Source organism: Pseudomonas sp. GL_139_B, from assembly GCF_057834475.1.
This window is the reverse complement of sequence record NZ_CM174403.1, coordinates 5,888,842-5,908,969: the sequence shown is the minus strand read 5'-3', so window position 1 is coordinate 5,908,969 and position 20,128 is coordinate 5,888,842. Positions and strand designations below refer to the sequence as shown.

At 55.4% G+C, this 20,128-nt stretch carries 19 protein-coding genes and 2 pseudogenes; 11 read left to right on the top strand and 10 right to left on the bottom strand.

Annotation, left to right across the window (positions count from 1 at the left end; genetic code table 11):
* Positions 1–142: 142 nt before the first annotated feature.
* Together AC3ISI_RS27075 and AC3ISI_RS27070 are read left to right on the top strand one after the other, a co-directional pair.
* Complete coding sequence (locus tag AC3ISI_RS27075) at positions 143–976, top strand: EamA family transporter (RefSeq protein WP_489334558.1); 834 nt, start codon at positions 143–145, stop codon at positions 974–976.
* A gap of 39 nt (positions 977–1,015) precedes the next feature.
* Positions 1,016–1,399 carry an MAPEG family protein gene (locus AC3ISI_RS27070; protein WP_007945444.1) on the top strand — a complete coding sequence of 128 codons (384 nt, stop codon included), beginning with the start codon at positions 1,016–1,018 and terminating at the stop codon, positions 1,397–1,399.
* Between the two features lie 143 nt (positions 1,400–1,542).
* Here AC3ISI_RS27070 and mltA read toward each other — a convergent pair whose 3' ends face one another.
* Positions 1,543–2,727, bottom strand: coding sequence for a murein transglycosylase A (mltA, locus tag AC3ISI_RS27065; protein WP_489334557.1), 1,185 nt, complete (start codon positions 2,725–2,727; stop codon positions 1,543–1,545).
* A 128-nt stretch (positions 2,728–2,855) separates the two neighbouring features.
* On the opposite strand from mltA, the gene AC3ISI_RS27060 reads away from it, so the two are divergent.
* Positions 2,856–3,305, top strand: a complete 450-nt coding sequence (locus AC3ISI_RS27060; protein WP_489334556.1) for a c-type cytochrome — start codon at positions 2,856–2,858, stop codon at positions 3,303–3,305.
* Positions 3,306–3,366: 61 nt separating this feature from the next.
* Here AC3ISI_RS27060 and AC3ISI_RS27055 read toward each other — a convergent pair whose 3' ends face one another.
* The 4 genes from AC3ISI_RS27055 to AC3ISI_RS27040 form a co-directional block, all read right to left on the bottom strand.
* Positions 3,367–3,768, bottom strand: coding sequence for a DUF1090 domain-containing protein (locus AC3ISI_RS27055; RefSeq protein ID WP_489334555.1), 402 nt, complete (start codon positions 3,766–3,768; stop codon positions 3,367–3,369).
* A gap of 99 nt (positions 3,769–3,867) precedes the next feature.
* On the bottom strand, positions 3,868–5,541 hold the full coding sequence (gene ligB, locus AC3ISI_RS27050) for an NAD-dependent DNA ligase LigB (RefSeq protein WP_489334554.1): 1,674 nt from the start codon (positions 5,539–5,541) through the stop codon (positions 3,868–3,870).
* Between the two features lie 250 nt (positions 5,542–5,791).
* Positions 5,792–6,982, bottom strand: coding sequence for a methionine adenosyltransferase (gene metK, locus AC3ISI_RS27045; protein ID WP_489334553.1), 1,191 nt, complete (start codon positions 6,980–6,982; stop codon positions 5,792–5,794).
* 18 nt (positions 6,983–7,000) lie between these two features.
* Positions 7,001–7,996: an ArsR/SmtB family transcription factor gene (locus AC3ISI_RS27040; protein WP_489334552.1), complete on the bottom strand. Its 996-nt coding sequence runs from the start codon at positions 7,994–7,996 to the stop codon at positions 7,001–7,003.
* A 261-nt stretch (positions 7,997–8,257) separates the two neighbouring features.
* Between AC3ISI_RS27040 and tkt the strand changes: the two genes are divergently transcribed.
* The 6 genes from tkt to fba all read left to right on the top strand — a co-directional run bounded on the left by tkt (position 8,258) and on the right by fba (position 14,637).
* Positions 8,258–10,255, top strand: coding sequence for a transketolase (tkt, locus tag AC3ISI_RS27035; RefSeq protein WP_489334551.1), 1,998 nt, complete (start codon positions 8,258–8,260; stop codon positions 10,253–10,255).
* A gap of 177 nt (positions 10,256–10,432) precedes the next feature.
* Complete coding sequence (gene epd, locus AC3ISI_RS27030; protein WP_489334550.1) at positions 10,433–11,494, top strand: erythrose-4-phosphate dehydrogenase; 1,062 nt, start codon at positions 10,433–10,435, stop codon at positions 11,492–11,494.
* Positions 11,495–11,511: 17 nt separating this feature from the next.
* The gene (locus AC3ISI_RS27025; RefSeq protein ID WP_489334549.1) at positions 11,512–12,675 is read left to right on the top strand and encodes a phosphoglycerate kinase; all 1,164 of its coding nucleotides are present in this window, start codon (positions 11,512–11,514) and stop codon (positions 12,673–12,675) included.
* Between the two features lie 34 nt (positions 12,676–12,709).
* Positions 12,710–12,931 carry a hypothetical protein gene (locus AC3ISI_RS27020; RefSeq protein WP_489334548.1) on the top strand — a complete coding sequence of 74 codons (222 nt, stop codon included), beginning with the start codon at positions 12,710–12,712 and terminating at the stop codon, positions 12,929–12,931.
* 56 nt (positions 12,932–12,987) lie between these two features.
* Positions 12,988–13,320, top strand: coding sequence for an MliC family protein (locus tag AC3ISI_RS27015; protein WP_489334547.1), 333 nt, complete (start codon positions 12,988–12,990; stop codon positions 13,318–13,320).
* Between the two features lie 252 nt (positions 13,321–13,572).
* Positions 13,573–14,637, top strand: coding sequence for a class II fructose-bisphosphate aldolase (gene fba / locus AC3ISI_RS27010; RefSeq protein WP_007945427.1), 1,065 nt, complete (start codon positions 13,573–13,575; stop codon positions 14,635–14,637).
* Between the two features lie 208 nt (positions 14,638–14,845).
* Here fba and AC3ISI_RS27005 read toward each other — a convergent pair whose 3' ends face one another.
* Complete coding sequence (locus AC3ISI_RS27005) at positions 14,846–15,388, bottom strand: hypothetical protein (protein ID WP_489334546.1); 543 nt, start codon at positions 15,386–15,388, stop codon at positions 14,846–14,848.
* Between the two features lie 199 nt (positions 15,389–15,587).
* Between AC3ISI_RS27005 and AC3ISI_RS27000 the strand changes: the two are divergent.
* Positions 15,588–15,698, top strand: a pseudogene (locus AC3ISI_RS27000) (fructose-1,6-bisphosphate aldolase); the annotation flags it as partial.
* 261 nt (positions 15,699–15,959) lie between these two features.
* Here the strand turns inward: AC3ISI_RS27000 and AC3ISI_RS26995 are convergent.
* The 3 genes and pseudogenes from AC3ISI_RS26995 to AC3ISI_RS26985 form a co-directional block, all read right to left on the bottom strand.
* Positions 15,960–16,313 carry a hypothetical protein gene (locus AC3ISI_RS26995; protein WP_489334545.1) on the bottom strand — a complete coding sequence of 118 codons (354 nt, stop codon included), beginning with the start codon at positions 16,311–16,313 and terminating at the stop codon, positions 15,960–15,962.
* Positions 16,314–16,948: 635 nt separating this feature from the next.
* On the bottom strand, positions 16,949–17,497 hold the full coding sequence (locus AC3ISI_RS26990) for a hypothetical protein (protein ID WP_489334544.1): 549 nt from the start codon (positions 17,495–17,497) through the stop codon (positions 16,949–16,951).
* Positions 17,498–17,761: 264 nt separating this feature from the next.
* Positions 17,762–18,459: pseudogene (locus tag AC3ISI_RS26985) on the bottom strand (transposase).
* A gap of 261 nt (positions 18,460–18,720) precedes the next feature.
* On the opposite strand from AC3ISI_RS26985, the gene AC3ISI_RS26980 reads away from it, so the two are divergent.
* Positions 18,721–19,062 (top strand): hypothetical protein, encoded by a 342-nt coding sequence (locus tag AC3ISI_RS26980; protein ID WP_489334543.1) that lies wholly within the window; start codon positions 18,721–18,723, stop codon positions 19,060–19,062.
* Positions 19,063–19,283: 221 nt separating this feature from the next.
* On the opposite strand, the gene AC3ISI_RS26975 is transcribed toward AC3ISI_RS26980, so the two are convergent.
* Positions 19,284–19,577, bottom strand: a complete 294-nt coding sequence (locus AC3ISI_RS26975; RefSeq protein ID WP_489334542.1) for a fructose-bisphosphate aldolase — start codon at positions 19,575–19,577, stop codon at positions 19,284–19,286.
* Positions 19,578–20,128 lie beyond the last annotated feature (551 nt).

The following is a 20,128-nucleotide window of genomic DNA, read 5'->3' as shown; positions in this document are numbered from 1 at the left end:
GGCATGGACAGAAATTATTGGAATTAGTCTGTGCGCAACTGAGTGCGGCGTGGTCGCGTGCAGTATAAACACTGCCGACATATGGCGAATCAATTATCTGGGCGCTTCCCACAGGGAACAAAAACATAGAAAGGAGTGTGCCGTGCTTGCAACAGCACTGGTGTTAATAGCAGCGCTGTTGCACGCAGCGTGGAATACCCTGATCAAATTCAGTGCGGAACGCTTGCTGGTGGTGGCCTGCATGGACAGCGTGGCGATGGTGTTTGTCGCCGTGATGTTGCCATTTGTGAGCGTGCCGCCGATTGAAATCTGGCCATGGATCCTGGCGTCGGCGGCGTTTGAGTTGCTCTATCGCTATCTGCTGATCCAGGCCTATCGGGTCGGCGATCTGGGGCTGGTTTATCCATTGATGCGCGGCCTGTCGCCGTTGGTGGTATTGGCCCTGACGCTGATCTTCGCCGGGGAAGTGCTGACGAATCAGCAGATTTTCGGGATTTTGCTGATTCCGTTCGGCATGCTTTGCCTGCTGTGGCAGGGTGGAGGTGGTGCGCGTTTGCCGTGGTCGATGTTGCCGGTGGTGGCGCTGATCGGACTGTGCATCGGTTGCTATACCTTCATCGACGGCCAGGCACTAAGGCGCTGGTCTCACCCGCTGGATTATCTGGTTTGGGTCACACTGCTCAGTGCCTGGCCGTTTCCATTGTTGGCGCTGGTGCGCAAACGGCCGGCGTTCATGCTGTTCTGGCGGGAGCAATGGCGTCTGGGGTTGGCGGTCGGATTTTGCGTGTTGTTCAGTTACGCTTTGGTGCTGTGGGCGATGCAGCTGGGCTCGATTGCCGAAGCCGCAGCGCTGCGTGAAATCAGCGTGATTCTGGTGGTGCTGTTCGGCATGCGCTACCTGAAGGAACCGTTCGGCCGGCCACGACTTCTGGCCTGTGGGCTGGTGTTGATCGGCATGTTGGTGATGAAGTTTTAACCGAACCCGAAATTCTAATACTGAAGAAAGGACTGCTTTATGACGGTTGCCCTGTGGTGCATTTTGATCGCGATTTTCCTGCCCTATATCTGCACGGGAGTTGCCAAGGCCAGTGGTGGGTACAGGCTGAAAGACAACCATGATCCTCGGGATTTTCTCGATTCGCTGGAGGGCTTGGGTAGACGCGCGCATGCAGCGCAACTGAATAGTTTTGAAGTGACCCCGGCGTTCGCGGCGGCGGTGATCGTCGCGCACCTGGCCGGCAATGCCGAACTGGTGACGATCAATGTGCTGTCGGTGTTATTCATCACCAGCCGGTTGCTGTACATCATTTGCTATCTGGCGGACTGGGCGATTTTGCGGTCGTTGGTGTGGTTTGTCGGGATGGGGTTGATTGTGAGTTTCTTTGTGGTGTCGGTCTGACAGAGCTTTGGTGATTTTGCCGGCCTCATCGCGAGCAGGCTCACTCCTACAGGGGCTGTGGTGAACACAAGATTTGTGTTCACTGAAGATCAATTGTAGGAGTGAGCCTGCTCGCGATAGCTATCTAACTGCCCATGCAAACCTCAGGGTTTAGTGTTCGCCGCATCAGCCACCTGAGGCACTTGCGGCAACGCCGCACCTTTAGGCCACAGCATCCAGATCTGCCCTTGCTGCTTCATGTCCCCGGCCAATTGCCCGGCCACTTCACCTGTGCCCCAGAACAGGTCCGCACGGACCTCGCCGGCAATCGCTCCGCCGGTATCTTGAGCCGCCACCGGACGAACCAGTGCAGTGCCGTCCGGTTTGGTGGTGGACAGCCACAACAGGCTGCCCAGCGGAATCACCTTGCGGTCTACTGCCGCGCTATACCCCGCCGTCAACGGTACATTCAATGAGCCGCGAGGCCCTTCGTTGCTGTCCGGGTTGCGGGTGAAAAATACATAGCTGGGGTTGCTGGCAAGGAGCTCGGGAATGCGCGTCGGGTTGGCCTTGGCCCAAGTGCTGATCGCGCCCATGGTCACGTCTTCTTTCTTCAGCTCACCTTGCTCCACCAGCCAGCGACCGATGGGCCGATATGGATGGCCGTTCTGGTCGGCGTAAGCGATGCGCAGCTGTCGACCGTCATCGAGCTGGATACGTCCCGAACCCTGGATTTGCAGGAATTGCAGGTTCATCGGATCGGTCAGCCAGGCAACCACTGGCGCCTTGACCCCTTTGGTCCCGATCGTTGCAGCATCGTCGTAAGGCTTGAGCACTCGCCCTTCAAGTCGACCGCGCAGACGCTTGCCCTTGAGTTCCGGGTAGAGGCTGTCCAGTGAGACGATGATCATGTCTTCAGGCACGCCGTAGACCGGGATGTTCGCTGTCGTGGTTTGGGTCAGGCTGCCCGGATAGACTGGTTCGTAGTAGCCGGTGATCAAGCCGTTGGGGTTGTCATTGGCTGCACGCAGGCCATAGACATCCAGATTTTGTTTCAGAAAATTGCGGATATCAGGGGCGGTTTGCGGCACGTTGGCAGAAGCCGTGCAGGTCGGGCCCCAGACCGGGTCGGCCTTGAGCCGGTTGCACGCACTGCGCCACGAACTGAAACCGGCGACCAGGTCGTTATCGGACACCGCCGGCAGCGCTTCCCAGGTGGCACTGGAATAGGTAGCCAGTGCGTGGGTTTTTGGCTTGTTGTTATCGCCGCCGGTGCAGCCGGCGAGTACGGCGACCATTGGAAGAGTCCACGCGAGGTGGTGACGCCATGCCTTGAAACGGCTGTTCATGGAGTATTTCCTTTGCTGGTCGCCTGAGTGCTCCATGCGCTCAAACAACCCGTATTGATAATAGGGCTATTGGTCTTTGTCGATGAGACGAGGATACTGGCCGCCGTTTCCCGTGACCTGAAGCCACCATGACTCTCAAAAGACTTTCTGTTGTATTGCTGGCATGTCTGACGTTGTCCGCATGCGGCGGCGTCGACCCGAATTCGCCACTGGGTCAGCGCAAGGCGATCTTCAAGCAGATGCTCAAGACCGGCGAAGACCTGGGCGGCATGTTGCGTGGTCGCGTTGCATTTGATGGCCAGAAATTCGCCGACGGCGCGGTGAAGCTCGATGCGCTGTCCCGTGAACCGTGGAAACATTTTCCACAGGTGCGCGAAGAAGATCACACCAGTGCCAAGGACAATGTCTGGCAACAGCAGGCACGTTTTCAGGAAATGTCCCGCAACCTTGAAGCCGCCACCGGTGAATTGGTGATCGCCAGTCAGGTTCAGCCTTACAAGGCCAGCAACCTTGGGCCGGCGGTGCAGAAAGTTGAAGATGCTTGCAGTGCTTGCCATAAACAGTTTCGGGATCATTGATTCTCGCTGGCTGGTCGATCGTTCCCCACGCTCAGCGTGGGAATGATCGCTGCAAAACGCCTTATTTATCCAGCTCATCCAGCGCATCCTGCAATTCCTTGCGGGACTCGGCGAGTTTGTCTTTGCGTTTGTTGATCTTATCGGGGTCGCCTTTTTTCATGGCGCTGTCGAGGTCAGCCTGACGCTTGCTGACTTCGTGTTTGGCGTCGAGGACCCTGTTTTCCCGTTCTTTCTTCAGTGAGGCGTCGGTGCAATGAGCGGTGAGTTCGCTCAGAGCGGTTTCCAGGCCTGCTTGCTGGTCGGCGTTGCCGTGTGACTTGGCCAGTTCGATCTGGTTGATGATGCCTTGTTTCTTGGCTGCGCAGCCGGTCAGCTCCGGTGCTTCTTCAGCTTCAGCCGCCATCAGTGGAGCGGCCAACACACTGCAAAGGGTCAGCAGGGCGAGTGGTGCAAGAAATTTCATAAAAGCTCCATGTGCAAAGGCAAGCGGGTCGGTGTGGCGATGGGCGTTTGAGCGCATCGGCACCTAGGGGTTCCCCGGGCTTGCGGGCATTGTCGGTCTCTAAAATCCGTCAATCCCCGCAAGACGTAATGTTTCACTCAAGGCCAGGACCTGCGGGTCGCGAAAAAAAGCGCTCAATTGCGCCGCACGTCCCGGGCCGATACCGGCTTCAGCCTGCCATTGTTCGGTATTTCGATTGGCCAGCTCCTGCCATGAATTGGCAAGCTGCGCCTGCCCCGTCGCAGGTAAACCCAAGGCTTTTAACCAGCGACTGAAAGGACGCTGTCGAGCACTGTTGAAACTGTTTAAAAGACGAGCACTGCTGCGTTCGCCGAAGCCGTTAATGGTAGCAAGCTCTTGAGCATCGAAGGTCAACCAATCCAGAAGGCCATGCAGACGGCCTGTTTCTAAAAGTTTTTCCCATGTTCCAGGGCCGACATGGGGTAAGGCGAGCCCTTGCTTGCCACTGAGCCAGGCCAGTCGTGCGAGGAATTGGCTTTCGCACCCCGGTGTCGGCTTAAAGCAACTCAAATGATGGAAATCAGCTGCCCGCGGGATATTCAGCTCAGGGCGTTCGGTACTGCGAAGCACAACGCTGTCGAGCCTGGGAATGGTCAGCCCCGCCATGCTGATGGACACCTGATCGCCGGGGCGGATGTCCAGTGCCTCCCAGCGCCGCAGCGAGCTGACACTCACGCGTTTGATCTGCCGGTCATCGAGCGCCACCGGCTTCAGGTTCAGCACCGGTGTGATCCGGCCGGTGCGGCCTATCTTGAACTCGACTGTTTGTACTTGCGCCAGTGCCTGTGCGAAAGGGTATTTCCAGGCGACGGCCCAGTAAGGTGATTTTGCCCGCCAGCGTTCGGCCGAGGGGCGCAGACTTTGGCGCAGGACGACACCGTCACTGGCAAACGGCAAGGGCGAACGATACCAGTGATCGCGCCAGCGTTGCGCATCAGCCAATGTCTGGATCGGTTGGCTGTAGGGCGCAGCGCTCGGGAAGCCCAGCTCATCCAGAGTCGCGATACGCTCGTGCAGATTGGCCGGGCCTTGTGGCCAGTCCCAGACAAATAGCCCGATGCCGGTGGCGTGTTCAGGGGTGAGCGTTTTTCGGGCCATCAGGCCGGCTACGGTGGAGCGAGCGTTGCGGCTACCGGCCTTGGCTTGTACGTGGTCGGTCAGCTGCCAATAGAGTTCGCCTTGCACCAGCAAATCCACTGATTGGGCCAGTTGCCGAGGAATGCCGGGGATCAATCGTGCCGAAGTAGTCCAATCCTGTCCGTTAATGCCGTCGCCACGGCTGATGGCTTGGTGTAGCTGGCCATCGCGATAAATCAAAGTTACGGCCACACCATCGACCTTGGGTTGTATCCAGAGGCCCTTGCGATCGCGCAACCAGTTTTCCACGGCCTGTTCATCACGGAGTTTGTCCAGGCCAGTGTGGGCGATGGGGTGGGTTGTCTGGCCGTTGGCAGTACGCAGGGGGGCGGGCGCCAGGTCCAAGTGAAAACACTCACGCCATTCGCTCAATTGCGCGCGGGACTGATCGTAGATTTCGTCGGCGACCAGTGAGCGTCCGCCCCGGTGATAGTGGTCGTCCCAAAGGTCGATTTGTTTTTGCAGGGTGGTAATTTCGTCCAGGGCTCGGGCGGGTGGCCAGTCGGGGCAGTCGGCTGCGTTGGAACTCAGGCAAAATAAGGTCAGGAAGACAGAGGACAACAGGCGTGGAAACATCGTGAGCGTCCTTGCTCAGGTGGAGTGCTTGAAGATTAGTCAGGATTCTCGGGTGGGAACGGTGGGTGTTTTGCCTGGTGTTTCAGGGTGACTGGGCTGGCCTCTTCGCGAGCAAGCTCGCTCCTATATTTAATCTGTGGCGTACATAAAATCCCTGCTCGCGATGGCGGCGACACGGTGCAAAAGTGAACCCCAATAAAAAGCCCCGCACGGCGAACCGTGCAGGGCTTTGGGTACCGCCGGGGAAGTCTTACAAGCCGGCAGCCAGACGCAGGTCGTCGGCGCGGTCGGTTTTTTCCCAGGTGAACGTGGTGAAGGTGTCTTCGCCCACGGTCTTGGTAGCCGGGGTGCGACCGAAGTGGCCGTACGCAGCGGTTTCTTGATACATCGGGTGCAGCAGGTTGAGCATGGTGGTGATTGCGTATGGACGCAGGTCGAACACTTCGCGAACCAGTTTGACGATTTTGTCGTCGCTGATTTTGCCGGTACCGAAGGTGTTCAACGAGATCGACGTAGGCTGGGCAACACCGATCGCGTAGGAAACCTGAATCTCGCAGCGCTCGGCCAGACCGGCAGCAACGATGTTCTTGGCCACGTAACGACCGGCGTAGGCGGCCGAACGGTCAACCTTCGATGGATCTTTACCGGAGAACGCGCCACCGCCGTGACGGGCCATGCCGCCGTAGCTATCGACGATGATCTTGCGACCGGTCAGGCCGCAGTCGCCAACCGGGCCGCCGATGATGAACTGGCCAGTCGGGTTGATGTGGAACTGGGTGTCCTTGCTCAGCAGTTCGGCAGGCAGTACGTGCTTGACGATCAGCTCCATCACGCCTTCGCGCAGGTCTTTGTACGACACGTCAGGGTTGTGCTGGGTCGACAGTACAACGGCGTCGATGCCGACAACCTTGCCGCCTTCGTAACGGCAAGTCACTTGCGACTTGGCGTCTGGGCGCAGCCAAGGCAGCAGGCCGGATTTACGGGCTTCGGCCTGCCGTTGAACCAGTTGGTGCGAGAAGGTGATCGGTGCTGGCATCAACACGTCGGTTTCGTTGCTGGCGTAGCCGAACATCAGGCCCTGGTCGCCGGCACCCTGATCTTCAGGCTTGGCACGGTCAACGCCTTGGTTGATGTCAGGGGACTGCTTGCCGATGATGTTCATCACACCGCAAGTGGCGCCGTCGAAGCCGACATCGGAGCTGTTGTAGCCGATGTCCAGAATGACGTTACGCACGATCTCTTCCAGGTCGACCCAGGCCGAGGTGGTCACTTCACCGGCAATGATTGCAACGCCGGTTTTTACCAGTGTCTCGACCGCTACACGGGCGAACTTGTCTTCAGCAATGATGGCGTCCAGCACCGCATCGGAAATCTGGTCGGCGATTTTGTCCGGATGTCCTTCAGACACGGACTCGGAGGTGAAGAGGGAGTATTCGCTCATCTCGATGTTTTCCTGAATTTACCGATGGTGAGTGTCGCCAGTCGGTCGCTGAAAGTGGCGGACCTGGATCTGGAAACCATTGCGTAAGCCTACATAGAGGCTTTCCCCGGGAACGAGTCCCGCAGCGGTGGCCCAACGGGCCAAATCGTCCTGTTCAAACCCCAGCCAGAGATCACCGCAGGCCTCCCTGGCCCAACTCTGGTTGTGGCTACATAACTCTGTCACGAGCAGGCTGCCGCCCGGTTTCAGCAAGTCGGCCATGTGCTTGAGTGCATCGGCCGGCGCGGCGAAATGGTGCAATACCATGTTCAGTACAACGCAATCGGCCCGAAGGCTTACACCGTTCAATGCATCGGCCAATTGCAGGCTGACGTTAGCCAGCTTTTCACGTTCACAGACCTGGCGGGCCAGTTCGAGCATTGCCGGGCTGTTGTCTAGTGCGGTGACTTCAGTGAAGCGGCGCGCCAGTTCCGGCAGAAACCCGCCATCACCGGGGCCGACTTCAATGGCCGTGGCGCCTGTGCTGAAACTTAACTTGTCGAGCAAGGCCACCACGCTTTCGCGGTATTGGGGCAAGCCGGCGATCAAGTCTTGCTGGGCGCGAAATTTCTCCGCGACCCGTGAGAAAAAGTCCTGGCTGGCTGCCGCTCGTTGCCCATGGACCTGACCGATCCGCGATTGCACATCGACCGGCAGGGGCAGGCTGTCCACTTCTTCCAGCAGGGCGGCGTGCAACTTGCCACCCAACAGGTCGGTATGGGGCAGGGCACGACGGTAGAAAATCGCGTTGCCTTCACGGCGCGTCGCTACCAGGCCGGCCTGGGCCAATACCTTGAGGTGATGACTCATGCCGGATTGGCCGATGCTGAAGATCTGCGCCAGTTCCAGTACGCCGAACGAATCGTTGGCCAGGGCGCGCAATACATTCAGACGCAGAGCATCGCCGCCGGCCTTGCAGAGGGCCACCAGCTCGTCGCAATTGTCATGTTCAATGGAAGGCGCGGGTAAATTCATAGGGCCAGCAGTCTAGTGACGGGTACAAATCCCTGCAAGAGCAATATCAAAAAGTTTTGATATTGCTCGATAAATGGCACTTCCCAGCGTTTTGTTCACTCTACAAACGGATAGCAGAAAGGTTTCACCCGTCGAATCCACCGTAATCCATTGGAAAAACGCCCCCAGATGACTATCTGTCATTGCCCCGAGGCGGCCCGGTGAGGGAAAATGCTCGCCTTTTTTCCGTTTCGTTTTATTCAAGCCCCCAGGAGATCAGCGATGCCAAGCCGTCGTGAGCGTGCCAACGCCATTCGTGCCCTCAGCATGGATGCCGTGCAAAAAGCCAACAGCGGCCATCCCGGTGCCCCTATGGGTATGGCGGATATCGCCGAAGTACTTTGGCGTGACTACCTCAAGCACAACCCGAGCAATCCATCGTTCGCCGACCGTGACCGCTTTGTGCTGTCCAACGGTCACGGCTCGATGTTGATCTACTCGCTGCTGCACCTGACCGGTTACGACCTGTCTATCGATGACCTGAAAAATTTCCGTCAGTTGCACAGCCGCACTCCGGGCCACCCGGAACTCGGCTATACCCCCGGTGTTGAAACCACCACCGGTCCACTGGGCCAAGGCCTGGCCAACGCCATCGGTTTTGCCCTGGCCGAGAAAGTCATGGCCGCGCAGTTCAACCGCCCGGGTCACAACATCGTTGACCACCACACCTACGTGTTCCTGGGTGATGGCTGCATGATGGAAGGCATTTCCCACGAAGTCGCTTCCCTGGCCGGTACCTTGGGCTTGGGTAAACTGATCGCCTTCTACGATGACAACGGCATCTCCATCGACGGCGAAGTCGAAGGCTGGTTCACCGACGACACCCCGAAGCGTTTCGAAGCCTACAACTGGCAGGTGATCCGCAACGTCGACGGTCATGACCCGGAAGAGATCAAGACCGCCATCGAAACCGCGCGCAAAAGCGATCAGCCAACCCTGATTTGCTGCAAGACCACCATCGGTTTCGGTTCGCCGAACAAGCAAGGCAAAGAAGACTGCCACGGCGCCCCATTGGGTGACGCGGAAATCGCTCTGACCCGTGCTGCACTGAAGTGGAACCACGGCCCGTTCGAAATCCCGGCTGACATCTACGCCGAGTGGGACGCCAAGGAAGCCGGCAAAGCGGCCGAAGCCGAGTGGGATCAGCGCTTTGCGGCCTACTCCGCCGAGTTTCCGGCGCAGGCCATCGAGTTCATGAGCCGTTTGAATGGCGACCTGCCACTCGATTTCGCTGCCAAGGCTGATGAATACATCGCCGAAGTCGCCGCCAAGGGCGAGTCCATCGCCAGCCGTAAAGCCAGCCAGAACGCCCTGAACGCGTTCGGCCCACTGCTGCCGGAACTGTTTGGCGGTTCGGCTGACCTGGCCGGTTCCAACCTGACCCTGTGGAAAGGCTGCAAAGGTGTCACCGCAGAAGATGCCAGTGGCAACTACATGTACTACGGCGTTCGCGAATTCGGCATGACCGCCATCATGAACGGCGTTGCCCTGCACGGCGGCCTGGTGCCTTACGGCGCAACCTTCCTGATGTTCATGGAATACGCCCGCAACGCAGTGCGCATGTCGGCCCTGATGAAGCAGCGTGTGATCCACGTCTACACCCATGACTCCATCGGTCTGGGCGAAGACGGCCCGACTCACCAGCCAATCGAGCAACTGACCAGCCTGCGCAGCACGCCGAACCTGGACACCTGGCGCCCAGCCGATGCCGTTGAAGCGGCGGTGTGCTGGAAGCTGGCCCTGGAACGCAAGGACGGCCCTTCGGCGCTGATCTTCTCGCGTCAGAACCTGCAGCACCAAACCCGTGACGCCGGCCAGATCGCCGACATCAGCCGTGGTGGTTATGTGCTGAAAGATTGCGCGGGCGAGCCTGAGCTGATCCTGATCGCTACCGGTTCCGAAGTGGGCCTGGCGGTTCAGGCTTACGACAAGCTGACTGAGCAAGGCCGCAAGGTGCGCGTGGTTTCCATGCCGTGCACCAGCGTGTTCGATGCTCAGGATGCCGGCTACAAGCAAGCGGTTCTGCCGTTGCAGGTCAGCGCCCGTATCGCCATCGAAGCTGCTCACGCAGACTACTGGTACAAGTACGTGGGCCTGGAAGGCCGCGTGATTGGCATGACCACCTACGGCGAGTCGGCGCCTGCGCCAGCCTTGTTCGAAGAGTTCGGCTTCACCCTGGAAAACATCCTGGGTCAGGCTGAAGAGCTGTTGGAAGACTAAGCCCAACGCGGTGGTTTCATGACCACCGCAATCCCTTATAGGAGCGGGCTTGCCAGCGAAAGCGTCTTTTCAGTCGACAGCAATGTTGCATCTGATGGCTCAATCGCTGGCAAGCCAGCTCCTACAGGGGGTGTGTTGTTAACGAGATTTCGTCTGACTGCGTCTATCGAGACCCCCATGCCTCAACCGCGTCCTTACAAAGTTGCACTCAACGGCTACGGCCGGATTGGTCGTTGCGTCTTGCGTGCGTTGTTTGAGCGAGGCGAGAAGGCCGGGTTTGAAATTGTCGCGATCAACGACCTGGCTGACATGGCCAGCATCGAATACCTGACACGCTTCGACTCCACTCACGGGCGTTTTCCCGGTGACGTGAAGGTCGACGGCGATTGTCTGCATATTAATGGCGACTGCGTGAAGGTCCTGCGCAGTGCCACCCCCGAAGGCATCGATTGGGCGTCGCTGGGCGTCGATCTGGTGCTGGAATGCTCCGGCGCTTATCACACCCGTGAAGACGGCCAGCGGTTCCTCGACGCCGGCGCGCCGCGTGTGCTGTTTTCTCAGCCGATGGCCAGCGAGGCAGATGTCGACGCCACCATCGTCTACGGCGTGAACCAGGATTGCCTGACCGGCGACGAGCTGCTGGTGTCCAACGCGTCCTGCACCACCAACTGCGGCGTGCCGTTGTTGCGCCTGCTGGATCAGGCGATTGGTCTGGAATACGTGTCGATCACCACCATTCACTCGGCGATGAACGATCAGCCCGTCATTGACGCCTATCATCATGAAGACCTGCGCCGCACCCGTTCGGCGTTCCAGTCGGTGATTCCGGTGTCCACCGGTCTGGCACGAGGCATCGAACGCCTGCTGCCGGAACTTGCCGGGCGAATTCAGGCCAAAGCCGTACGCGTGCCGACGGTTAACGTGTCTTGCCTCGATATTACGATGCAGACCGTCAGCGACACCGACGCCACCGAGGTCAACCGGATCCTGCGCGAGGCCGCCACCAGTGGCCCGCTCAAAGGCTTGCTGGCCTATACCGAGTTGCCTCACGCCAGTTGTGATTTTAACCATGACCCACATTCGGCGATCGTCGATGCCAGTCAGACCCGAGTTTCCGGCCCACGGCTGGTGAACATCCTGGCCTGGTTCGACAACGAATGGGGGTTTGCCAACCGAATGCTGGACGTTGCAGAACACTATCTGCAAACAGCTACTCCAACAGCTTCTCCAAAACAGTAACTCAGGAATTGCGACCCATGACCGTGTTGAAGATGTCCGACCTCGATCTGCAAGGTAAGCGCGTACTGATCCGCGAAGACCTCAACGTCCCAGTCAAGGACGGTGTTGTCACCAGCGATGCGCGAATCCTGGCCTCGCTGCCGACCATCAAGCTGGCCCTGGAGAAAGGCGCGGCCGTGATGGTCTGCTCGCACCTTGGCCGTCCGACCGAAGGCGAATTTTCCGCCGAGAACAGCCTCAAGCCTGTCGCTGACTACCTGAGCAAGGCGCTGGGTCGTGAAGTGCCTCTGGTGGCCGATTACCTGGGCGGCGTTGACGTCAAGGCCGGCGACATCGTGCTGTTCGAAAACGTGCGCTTCAACAAAGGCGAGAAAAAGAACGCTGACGAACTGGCCCAGCAATACGCCGCCCTGTGCGACGTGTTCGTGATGGACGCCTTCGGCACTGCTCACCGCGCCGAAGGTTCGACCCACGGCGTGGCCAAGTTCGCCAAAGTTGCCGCCGCTGGCCCGTTGCTGGCTGCTGAACTGGACGCACTGGGCAAAGCCCTCGGCGCCCCGGCTCAGCCAATGGCCGCCATCGTTGCCGGCTCCAAGGTCTCGACCAAGCTCGACGTACTGAACAGCCTGAGCCAGATCTGCAATCAGCTGATCGTCGGCGGCGGCATCGCCAACACTTTCCTGGCGGCTGCCGGTCACCCGGTCGGCAAGTCCCTGTACGAACCGGACTTGCTGGATACCGCCCGCGCCATCGCCGCCAAGGTCAGCGTGCCGCTGCCAGTCGACGTAGTGGTTGCCAAGGAGTTCGCCGAGAGCGCCACTGCTACCGTCAAGTTGATCGCTGACGTGGCCGACGACGACATGATCCTGGACATCGGCCCACAGACCGCAGCGAATTTCGCTGAGCTGCTGAAATCGTCCAAGACCATCCTGTGGAACGGCCCGGTGGGCGTGTTCGAATTCGACCAGTTCGGTAACGGCACCAAAGTGCTGGCCCAGGCCATCGCGGAAAGCTCGGCGTTCTCCATCGCTGGCGGCGGCGACACCCTGGCGGCCATCGATAAATATGGCGTGGCTGAGCAGATCTCCTACATTTCTACCGGCGGCGGTGCATTCCTCGAATTCGTCGAAGGCAAAGTGCTGCCAGCCGTTGAAGTCCTGGAAAGCCGGGCCAAGGCCTGAGTCCGCGCATTTGACCAGGCAAAGGAGTGTTTACATGGTCAAGACGTTAACGCTGCTGACGGCAGCGGGCATGCTGGCGGCTTGCGGGAGTAACCCGAAAGCCACGCCGGAGCCTGCGCCGCAGACCCAGGAAAAAGGCTGCTACCAGGCCGACTGGCAAGCGGAAACCAATCCTGTGCTCAACAAGCGTTCCGGGCCGGATGGCCTGGATAAATACGAGGCACAGACACCCGCCAAGGAACAGGGCTGTCCTTGACGGGTCTGACTTATTACTCAGGGCTGGCGGCGTGCGCCGTCAGTCGAGGAACATGGATGAAAGGTTTTATCGCCGTGATGGCGCTGGCATTGCTGGCCGGTTGCGCTCAGTTGAACCTGTTCCAGTCGTCCGCTCCTGTGGATAACTGGACCACCTGGACCTGCGACAGCCATGCCAAAGTGCTGTGGCGCTACGCCGACGACAGCCGCAAGGAAGTCGACGTGCGCCTCGGCGGGGCCGATCAGGTGTACCGCTTGAAACAGGAGCCGGGCGCCGAAGGTTCGCTGTACAGCAATGACATGCTGGCGTTTCACATTAAAGGTGAGGAAGGCCTGGTTTACTGGGTCGCCACCAATGATTTGATTGGCCGTGGCTGCAAGGCCGAGTGATACGGGACGACGCGCAACCTTGTAGGAGCTGAGCTTGCTCGCGATAGCGTCAGCACATTCAATACATGTGCCGGCAGTTAAACCGCCATCGCGAGCAAGCTCGGCTCCTACAGGAGATTGGCGTTTTCCAGGATTTTGGCAATACCCGAATTCGCAGCCCGGACCAACCCCCGATCTGCAATAACTTGAATAGCCGCCGCCGCTACGGCAGGCTGGCACGATTAACGACCCAAACCGGGAGAGACACACACAATGGCACTTATCAGCATGCGCCAGATGCTGGACCACGCAGCCGAGTTCGGCTACGGCGTTCCAGCCTTCAACGTCAACAACCTTGAGCAGATGCGCGCCATCATGGAAGCCGCTGACAAGACTGACTCCCCGGTGATCGTCCAGGCTTCGGCCGGTGCTCGCAAATACGCCGGCGCCCCGTTCCTGCGTCACCTGATCCTGGCGGCCATCGAAGAATTCCCGCACATCCCGGTGTGCATGCACCAGGACCACGGCACCAGCCCTGACGTCTGCCAGCGCTCCATCCAACTGGGCTTCAGCTCGGTGATGATGGACGGTTCCCTGGGCGAAGATGGCAAGACCCCGACCGACTACGACTACAACGTCCGTGTTACCCAACAAACCGTGGCCATGGCTCACGCCTGTGGCGTTTCGGTAGAAGGCGAGCTGGGCTGCCTGGGTTCGCTGGAAACCGGCATGGCCGGTGAAGAAGACGGTATCGGCGCCGAAGGCGTTCTGGACCACAGCCAAATGCTGACCGACCCGGAAGAAGCCGCTGACTTCGTCAAACGCACCCAGGTCGACGCCCTGGCCATCGCCATCGGCACCAGCCACGGCGCCTACAAGTTCACCAAGCCACCTACCGGCGACGTGTTGGCCATCGACCGCATCAAAGAAATCCACAAACGCATCCCGAACACCCACCTGGTAATGCACGGTTCGTCTTCGGTTCCGCAAGAGTGGCTGGCGATCATCAACCAGTACGGCGGCGACATCAAAGAAACCTACGGCGTGCCGGTTGAAGAAATCGTTGAAGGCATCAAGCACGGCGTGCGTAAGGTCAACATTGATACTGACCTGCGTTTGGCGTCCACTGGTGCGATGCGTCGTTTGATGGCGACCAACCCGAGCGAGTTTGATCCGCGTAAGTTCTTCGGTGCGACCGTGACTGCGATGCGTGATGTGTGCATTGACCGTTACAATCAGTTTGGTACTGCAGGTAATGCTTCGAAGATCAAACCGATCTCGTTGGAAGGGATGTATCAGCGGTATTTGAAAGGTGAGTTGAACGCTAAGGTGAACTGAGCCTTTAGTGTTTGAATGGCAATAAAAAACCCGCAGCGATGCGGGTTTTTTATGGGCGAGATTTATATAATGTCCACTAAGTTAAAGATAACTATAGTGAAATGGCTCTCTGTTTGTCAGGTGCTGAAAGACACGTTGTCAGCATGTTTTGACAGTTGTTCATCCCTTTTTATGGGCTTCCAGTGGCCTCTAAAAATTTAAGGCATTTTCACGCACCATTTTTTTCCACGAATGTGAACAAAAAAGGTATTTCGGTGGTGCCACCATGTGTGACGATGTACGAGTATGAAAGCGAGTTGTCAACCTTTTCAAATTTATAATATTGCAAGGAGCCTCTAGGTCCAATGATAGCTAGTTTTGTACTTGACTCGTTTCGGAAGTCGTCAAGTGTGAGTTTATCGCCATGGTCACTTTTTAGTGTTAGCAGTACTGGTTTATTTGAGGCGCAAAGCCAACCGTCTGAAACACCCAAAGACAATCCTTTGTTCGGTCCCTCCATAATATGAACATGGTACCCGTCATCTAGGTAATTAAAGTACAATAGGTCACCTTCATTCGGATATAACTTATCATTAAGGCATAAGTATTTACTATCAGTTAACTCTGCAAAGCCGCTGTTTCCTGGTACGGTTATAGTACGTCCTTTAAAACCCCCGGTGACATTGGCAGCGTTCAGCGTGAGCTCGTAAAAGCAAACAGCATAATTGTCATAACTTAAACGTGCGCTGAACGATTTTTCAACATTGCTCATGAGGCTTCCTCGGTTTAATGACTAAGGTTGATATTATTTACTACATGTCCAAGTTACTCGAAATAAAAAGCCGAGACACCTGTAATAGTTGACAGTTTATAAGGCTTTATAGGAATAACTAAAGGGGGCGTTAGTCTTGACTTGAGGCCGGCTAATGGATGTCCATTTCTTGGTGCATTTTTTGATGTTTGTATTAAATCGTTATGAGGTATTTGGTATGGCCGGTAATGCTTCGAAAATCAATCCTATCTCGCTGGAAGGGATGTATCAGAGGTATTTGAAGGCTGAGTTGAACGTTAAGGTTAACTAAGGCATTCAGCGTTTGAGTTACATACCCCCCCTCTCTCGGCGTAATGCTGTTCACTTAAGCGGAACAGCCTTAAGTTGAAAAGGTCGCCGAGCTCGAGCAGGTCTTGTTGAGCAGACATAAAAAATCCGATACCAGAGGTCTGATATCGGATTTTCCAGGAAGCCCCGCGTGAGCTCAAATGCATAAGTGAACAGCATTACGCCGAGAGGCGGGTTTAATTCGTGAAACAAGCTAAATAGGTCACATGTCGTCGCTGGAATCTTACCAGCTGCGAGTCAATTCCGCTTTTGCTGCTTCTGCTACACCTTCGTCGCTAATCGAATAAAGGGATTTTTCAATTGAAGCAATCTGCTCGGCAATTGGGGTTTTGTTGTTCGCATATGTACTGCGGGCGTCGGCCAAAGCTTTATTTGCATTATCTAATTGGTCTTGTAGCCGTTGCTGTTCTGCGGGAGTGTTGCCATAATATTTAAATTGATACTCGACTCTCGCGCCTTCTGCGAATTTAGCTAGCCTATTGACCTCTACGGTATGTGCCTGTTCTAAATAGGTTAGTTGACTCTTAAGGCTATCGAGTTGCTGGGCGTTGTTGGCTAAAAGTTCTTCGTATTTCATGGTGATCTCCAATCAAGACAACAAGAAGAAAAGGAAGTGGGTTTATAGATGCATCCTCTTCTGTTTTTTTGTGTTTCGTAGACGAGATTAGTTTGGTTTGCGAGTGCGGTCACCTGTAAATGTTGACAGTTTATTATGTTTTTTAGCTATAGCTTTAAACGCGGGGCAGTGGGCTGGAATGGGGGCGTGATTGGACTAAAAAGAAAGAAAATAAAAATAGGTCTTCCTGTTAAGCATAAAATCACCCTCGCAGAAGCGGGATATAGCGAGAGGCCAATTTAATACTGACTTTGACCAGCATACCGCCGAAATAGTGACATTCATGGAGATTGTGGCCATTTTCAAGCCGCGCATGCAGATAGAGGAAGATTTAAGGGATGTAAAAAACGAAAATTTTGGATTGGGCGTGATTCGCCAACGAAGCCAATGTCCGCAGAATCGAAGTGTTTTACCAGTATCGACATCGGCTGATTAGATTCTCTGTTTAACGGGGCTGCGGGGGCGCGAATTGGATTATCAACAAAATTTTCAAAGCCGCTGTGGCCATTGTATTTTGGATGTTGTATGCGGCCCAGAAGCACATTTGCCGGCAGAGAAAAGGGGGGTATTTAATTCCCCCCCCTGGTAGGATCAGATTATGGATACCGCGCCCTTGCTAAATTTCGGATTTCAACTTCAGGGTCAGGATACGTGCTGATTGCATCTTTTAAACGATTTAGTTCTGGCAGATACGGACGCTGTTTTTCTTCAAAGCATTTTTTAAGCATAACATATTGACTTACTTGTTCATCTGTCGGGTTGTCACCTGAATTTTTCTTGCGGTACTCGTTCAATGCGCTCAGTTCAGGTGCGAAGATTGATTCAATAATGTTTTTTTGAGCATTAAGTGACTCCAGTTCTGCGGAGTGACGTTGCCGAATAGCTATCTCATTAGGACTCATTGATATGCGGTCTGCATTGTCAATGTTGAAGTTGTAACGGCATGAAAATGTGTCCCCCACCAGTTTAAAGGTGAATTCATCGCCGAATGATGACTTATATGACGTGTCGGCAGTGCTAATGCTGAACAGACCTGCAAAAGGCATTTGGACTCGGGTTTGCTCTCCTTTTCTGTTCACATCGATGTAGGAGAAGAGATCGCCAGGTGTGTATAGCGCCATTCTTTCCCATTTAGCTATCGCCATTTTTCAAATCCTTTTTAATAGTTGAGGCAGGAAGCAGAAAGGCGGACTTTTTTGTTTGCCCATTTTCTGCATATATGTTGCATGGGAGATATTAGTGGTAAGTTTCTTTACGTGCAGCTGTAATAAATGACAGTTTTTAATAATTTTTTGTTATAGGTGCGGTGTTTGCTGCTTCTAAATTTAACCGGGAAAAAAAACAAAAAAAGACAAAAGGGGACTAAACAAAAAACAAAAGGGGACAGATTTATTTAATCCCTAGTGCTTCTATTCGATTTGTTTCGCAGGCCTGCCCCGTGCTCGATGCGATATTCGCAATCCAGTGATTTGTTCTATTTCGTCTATAAATCGAGGATTACCGGTCAACTGGCCGCGCTGGAGGGCGGCTCGGATCAACTGCAATTCAGAGGAAGGAATTGCCTGTTCCATAAAAGAGGTATAGCGAGCAAGGCGCTCGATATGGGTTCTACCGAGTTCGTTGAAGCAAGGATCTTCATCCAGCCAATGGTTGTCTGCAGTTTCGTTGAGGCGCAGGTGCAAGCTCAACCAAGGGTAATCTTGTGCCTGCTGAACCATTTGCGCTCGCACCGGGTTTAGCTCGATGTATCGACTACATGCCAGCAGATAGGTGTCGGTTTGAACAACACTGGATTTGTATCGACTCTCCCACAAGGTACCGGAGCGGCCCTCCAGCTTGTTGCGATACCTTGTCATGCGTCCCGCCAGGCCTTTCATCAATTGTCCGAGACCTGCAACGGAGTCTCCGGCGCTAGCAATAGGTGGACATGATTGGTCATCAAGCAGAAGGCATACACTTTCACGTTGAATAGCGTTTTGAGTTCTCGCAGATCTTCGAGATAACGCTGGAAGTCGCCCGGCTCGGCAAACACAACCTGCCTGTTGTGGCCTCGTTGCACGACATGATGTGGATAATTGGGTAACACAACACGTCCCATTCTGGGCATATAGCCTCCTACGTCCTTGTAGTGATGGAGGAAGCGTAGCAGTAAATAACGTGCACAGGCGGTAGAAGTTGTTTTTAATATTTCCTGTTTTAACGTTAGCTCTGTTATCGCAAAAACGTATTAGAAACTGTCATTTATTACAGGTGATTTAATGCTGGCTGCTCCCTAATAATTGATTCGTAGTCCGAGAAAAAGGAAAAGAGGTCGGTTAAATAGATCTGTCCCCTTTCTTTCTAATTTTTGTCATCAGGAGAATAGGCTATGACCAAAAAAAACACAGTTTTGGAAAGTACGTATCACAGTAAAGAGCGGATAAATGGTCAGTATCACACCCTTCATATTACATCGGCGGAATATGACTCGGGAAAAATGGAAGGTGATTTAGCTCCTTCTGGAACTATCGCGCTGCGTGTAACGGTATTGACACACGCTTGGTTCGGCTATAAAACCCCGGCATCAAATGGTATTACTCTCAGCTTTAATGCTGGCGAGACAGTCTTTTCGCTGCAATCGGATGATGCAACCTATAACAAACTCTATGGATCGATGTCGGTTGATGGAAAGGAAGTAGGCAAATGTACTTTTGCGAAGCCTCATGCATAGTCGGAATGGCTGTCTAGTACTGAAATAGGGTTATACCCGTTTCACCACAACGCCCGGTGCGCAGCATCGGGCGTTGTGTGTTTTAAAGACAGACGCGGGCGCTCGCGGTTTAAATCATCAAGTTCAATGGCCGCAGTCAGAAGAAGTTTTGATATCAATACTCTTGATGGAAAGGTGAATGTTTCGTTTAGTTATCCCCTTCTGTTTTATAAGCCGAATAGTCAGCTATTTATTGGCTGGTTAAACCCCCGCTGCTCAATCACTCCAAACACATCCGCAATATCCTGGACCAGGATCCGCGCAATGTTGGTGACAGTGTTGATGTCGTTCTCGGCGTAATCGGGCAGGCTGGTGCAGGCCATCAGGTTCAGGTACTTGAGAACAGCATTGAGGCGTTCGCTGACGCAGTTGTGGAGTTCGCGTAGCGGGGCGTCGCTGTCGATGAGAAGGACGGGATAGTCGGTGGACAGCTGGGACATTGGAGTGAAGCGGCGTGGCGGTTTGTTCATTGTCATAAGTAAATCTTCCTCGTATCTAAAAGAAGAGCTACTACCGTTCGCTGCGAAACGATTGGGGTGGTAGCTATGTGCGGGTTCGCAGACCAGGGATACGAGGAACCCGGCAGACCCGAAGGTCTCCCACACACAGCCACCATAAAAAGGAGGACGAGTGCTGACGTGCCTCTTTTTTCGAGGCGCTAGGTTACTACACGTATCGCTAGGGCTGCGAAACCCTATCGCCAACAATGTCAGCGACAGACCAACTTTAGGCAGCAATTTCGGCAGTCGCAACCGGGCTGTAGGACGTGCATGCGGTCCTTGTGGCGAGGGAGCTTGCTCCCGTTCGGCGGCGCAGGTGCCGTAAATCGGGGGTGTGGTTGGTCTGTGGGAATCAGGTGGCAGGGTTTGGGGCTGCTTCGCAGCCCAGCGGGAGCAAGCTCCCTCGCCACAGTCGGAGGCGTCCTACGCGTTTTTCGGACGCTGTAGCAGCAGTCGTCAAGGGAATGCGAGGACTTTGTCCTCGGACGCAGCCTCGTGTTGCTCGGCAGCTGCTACAGGGGCTGAGG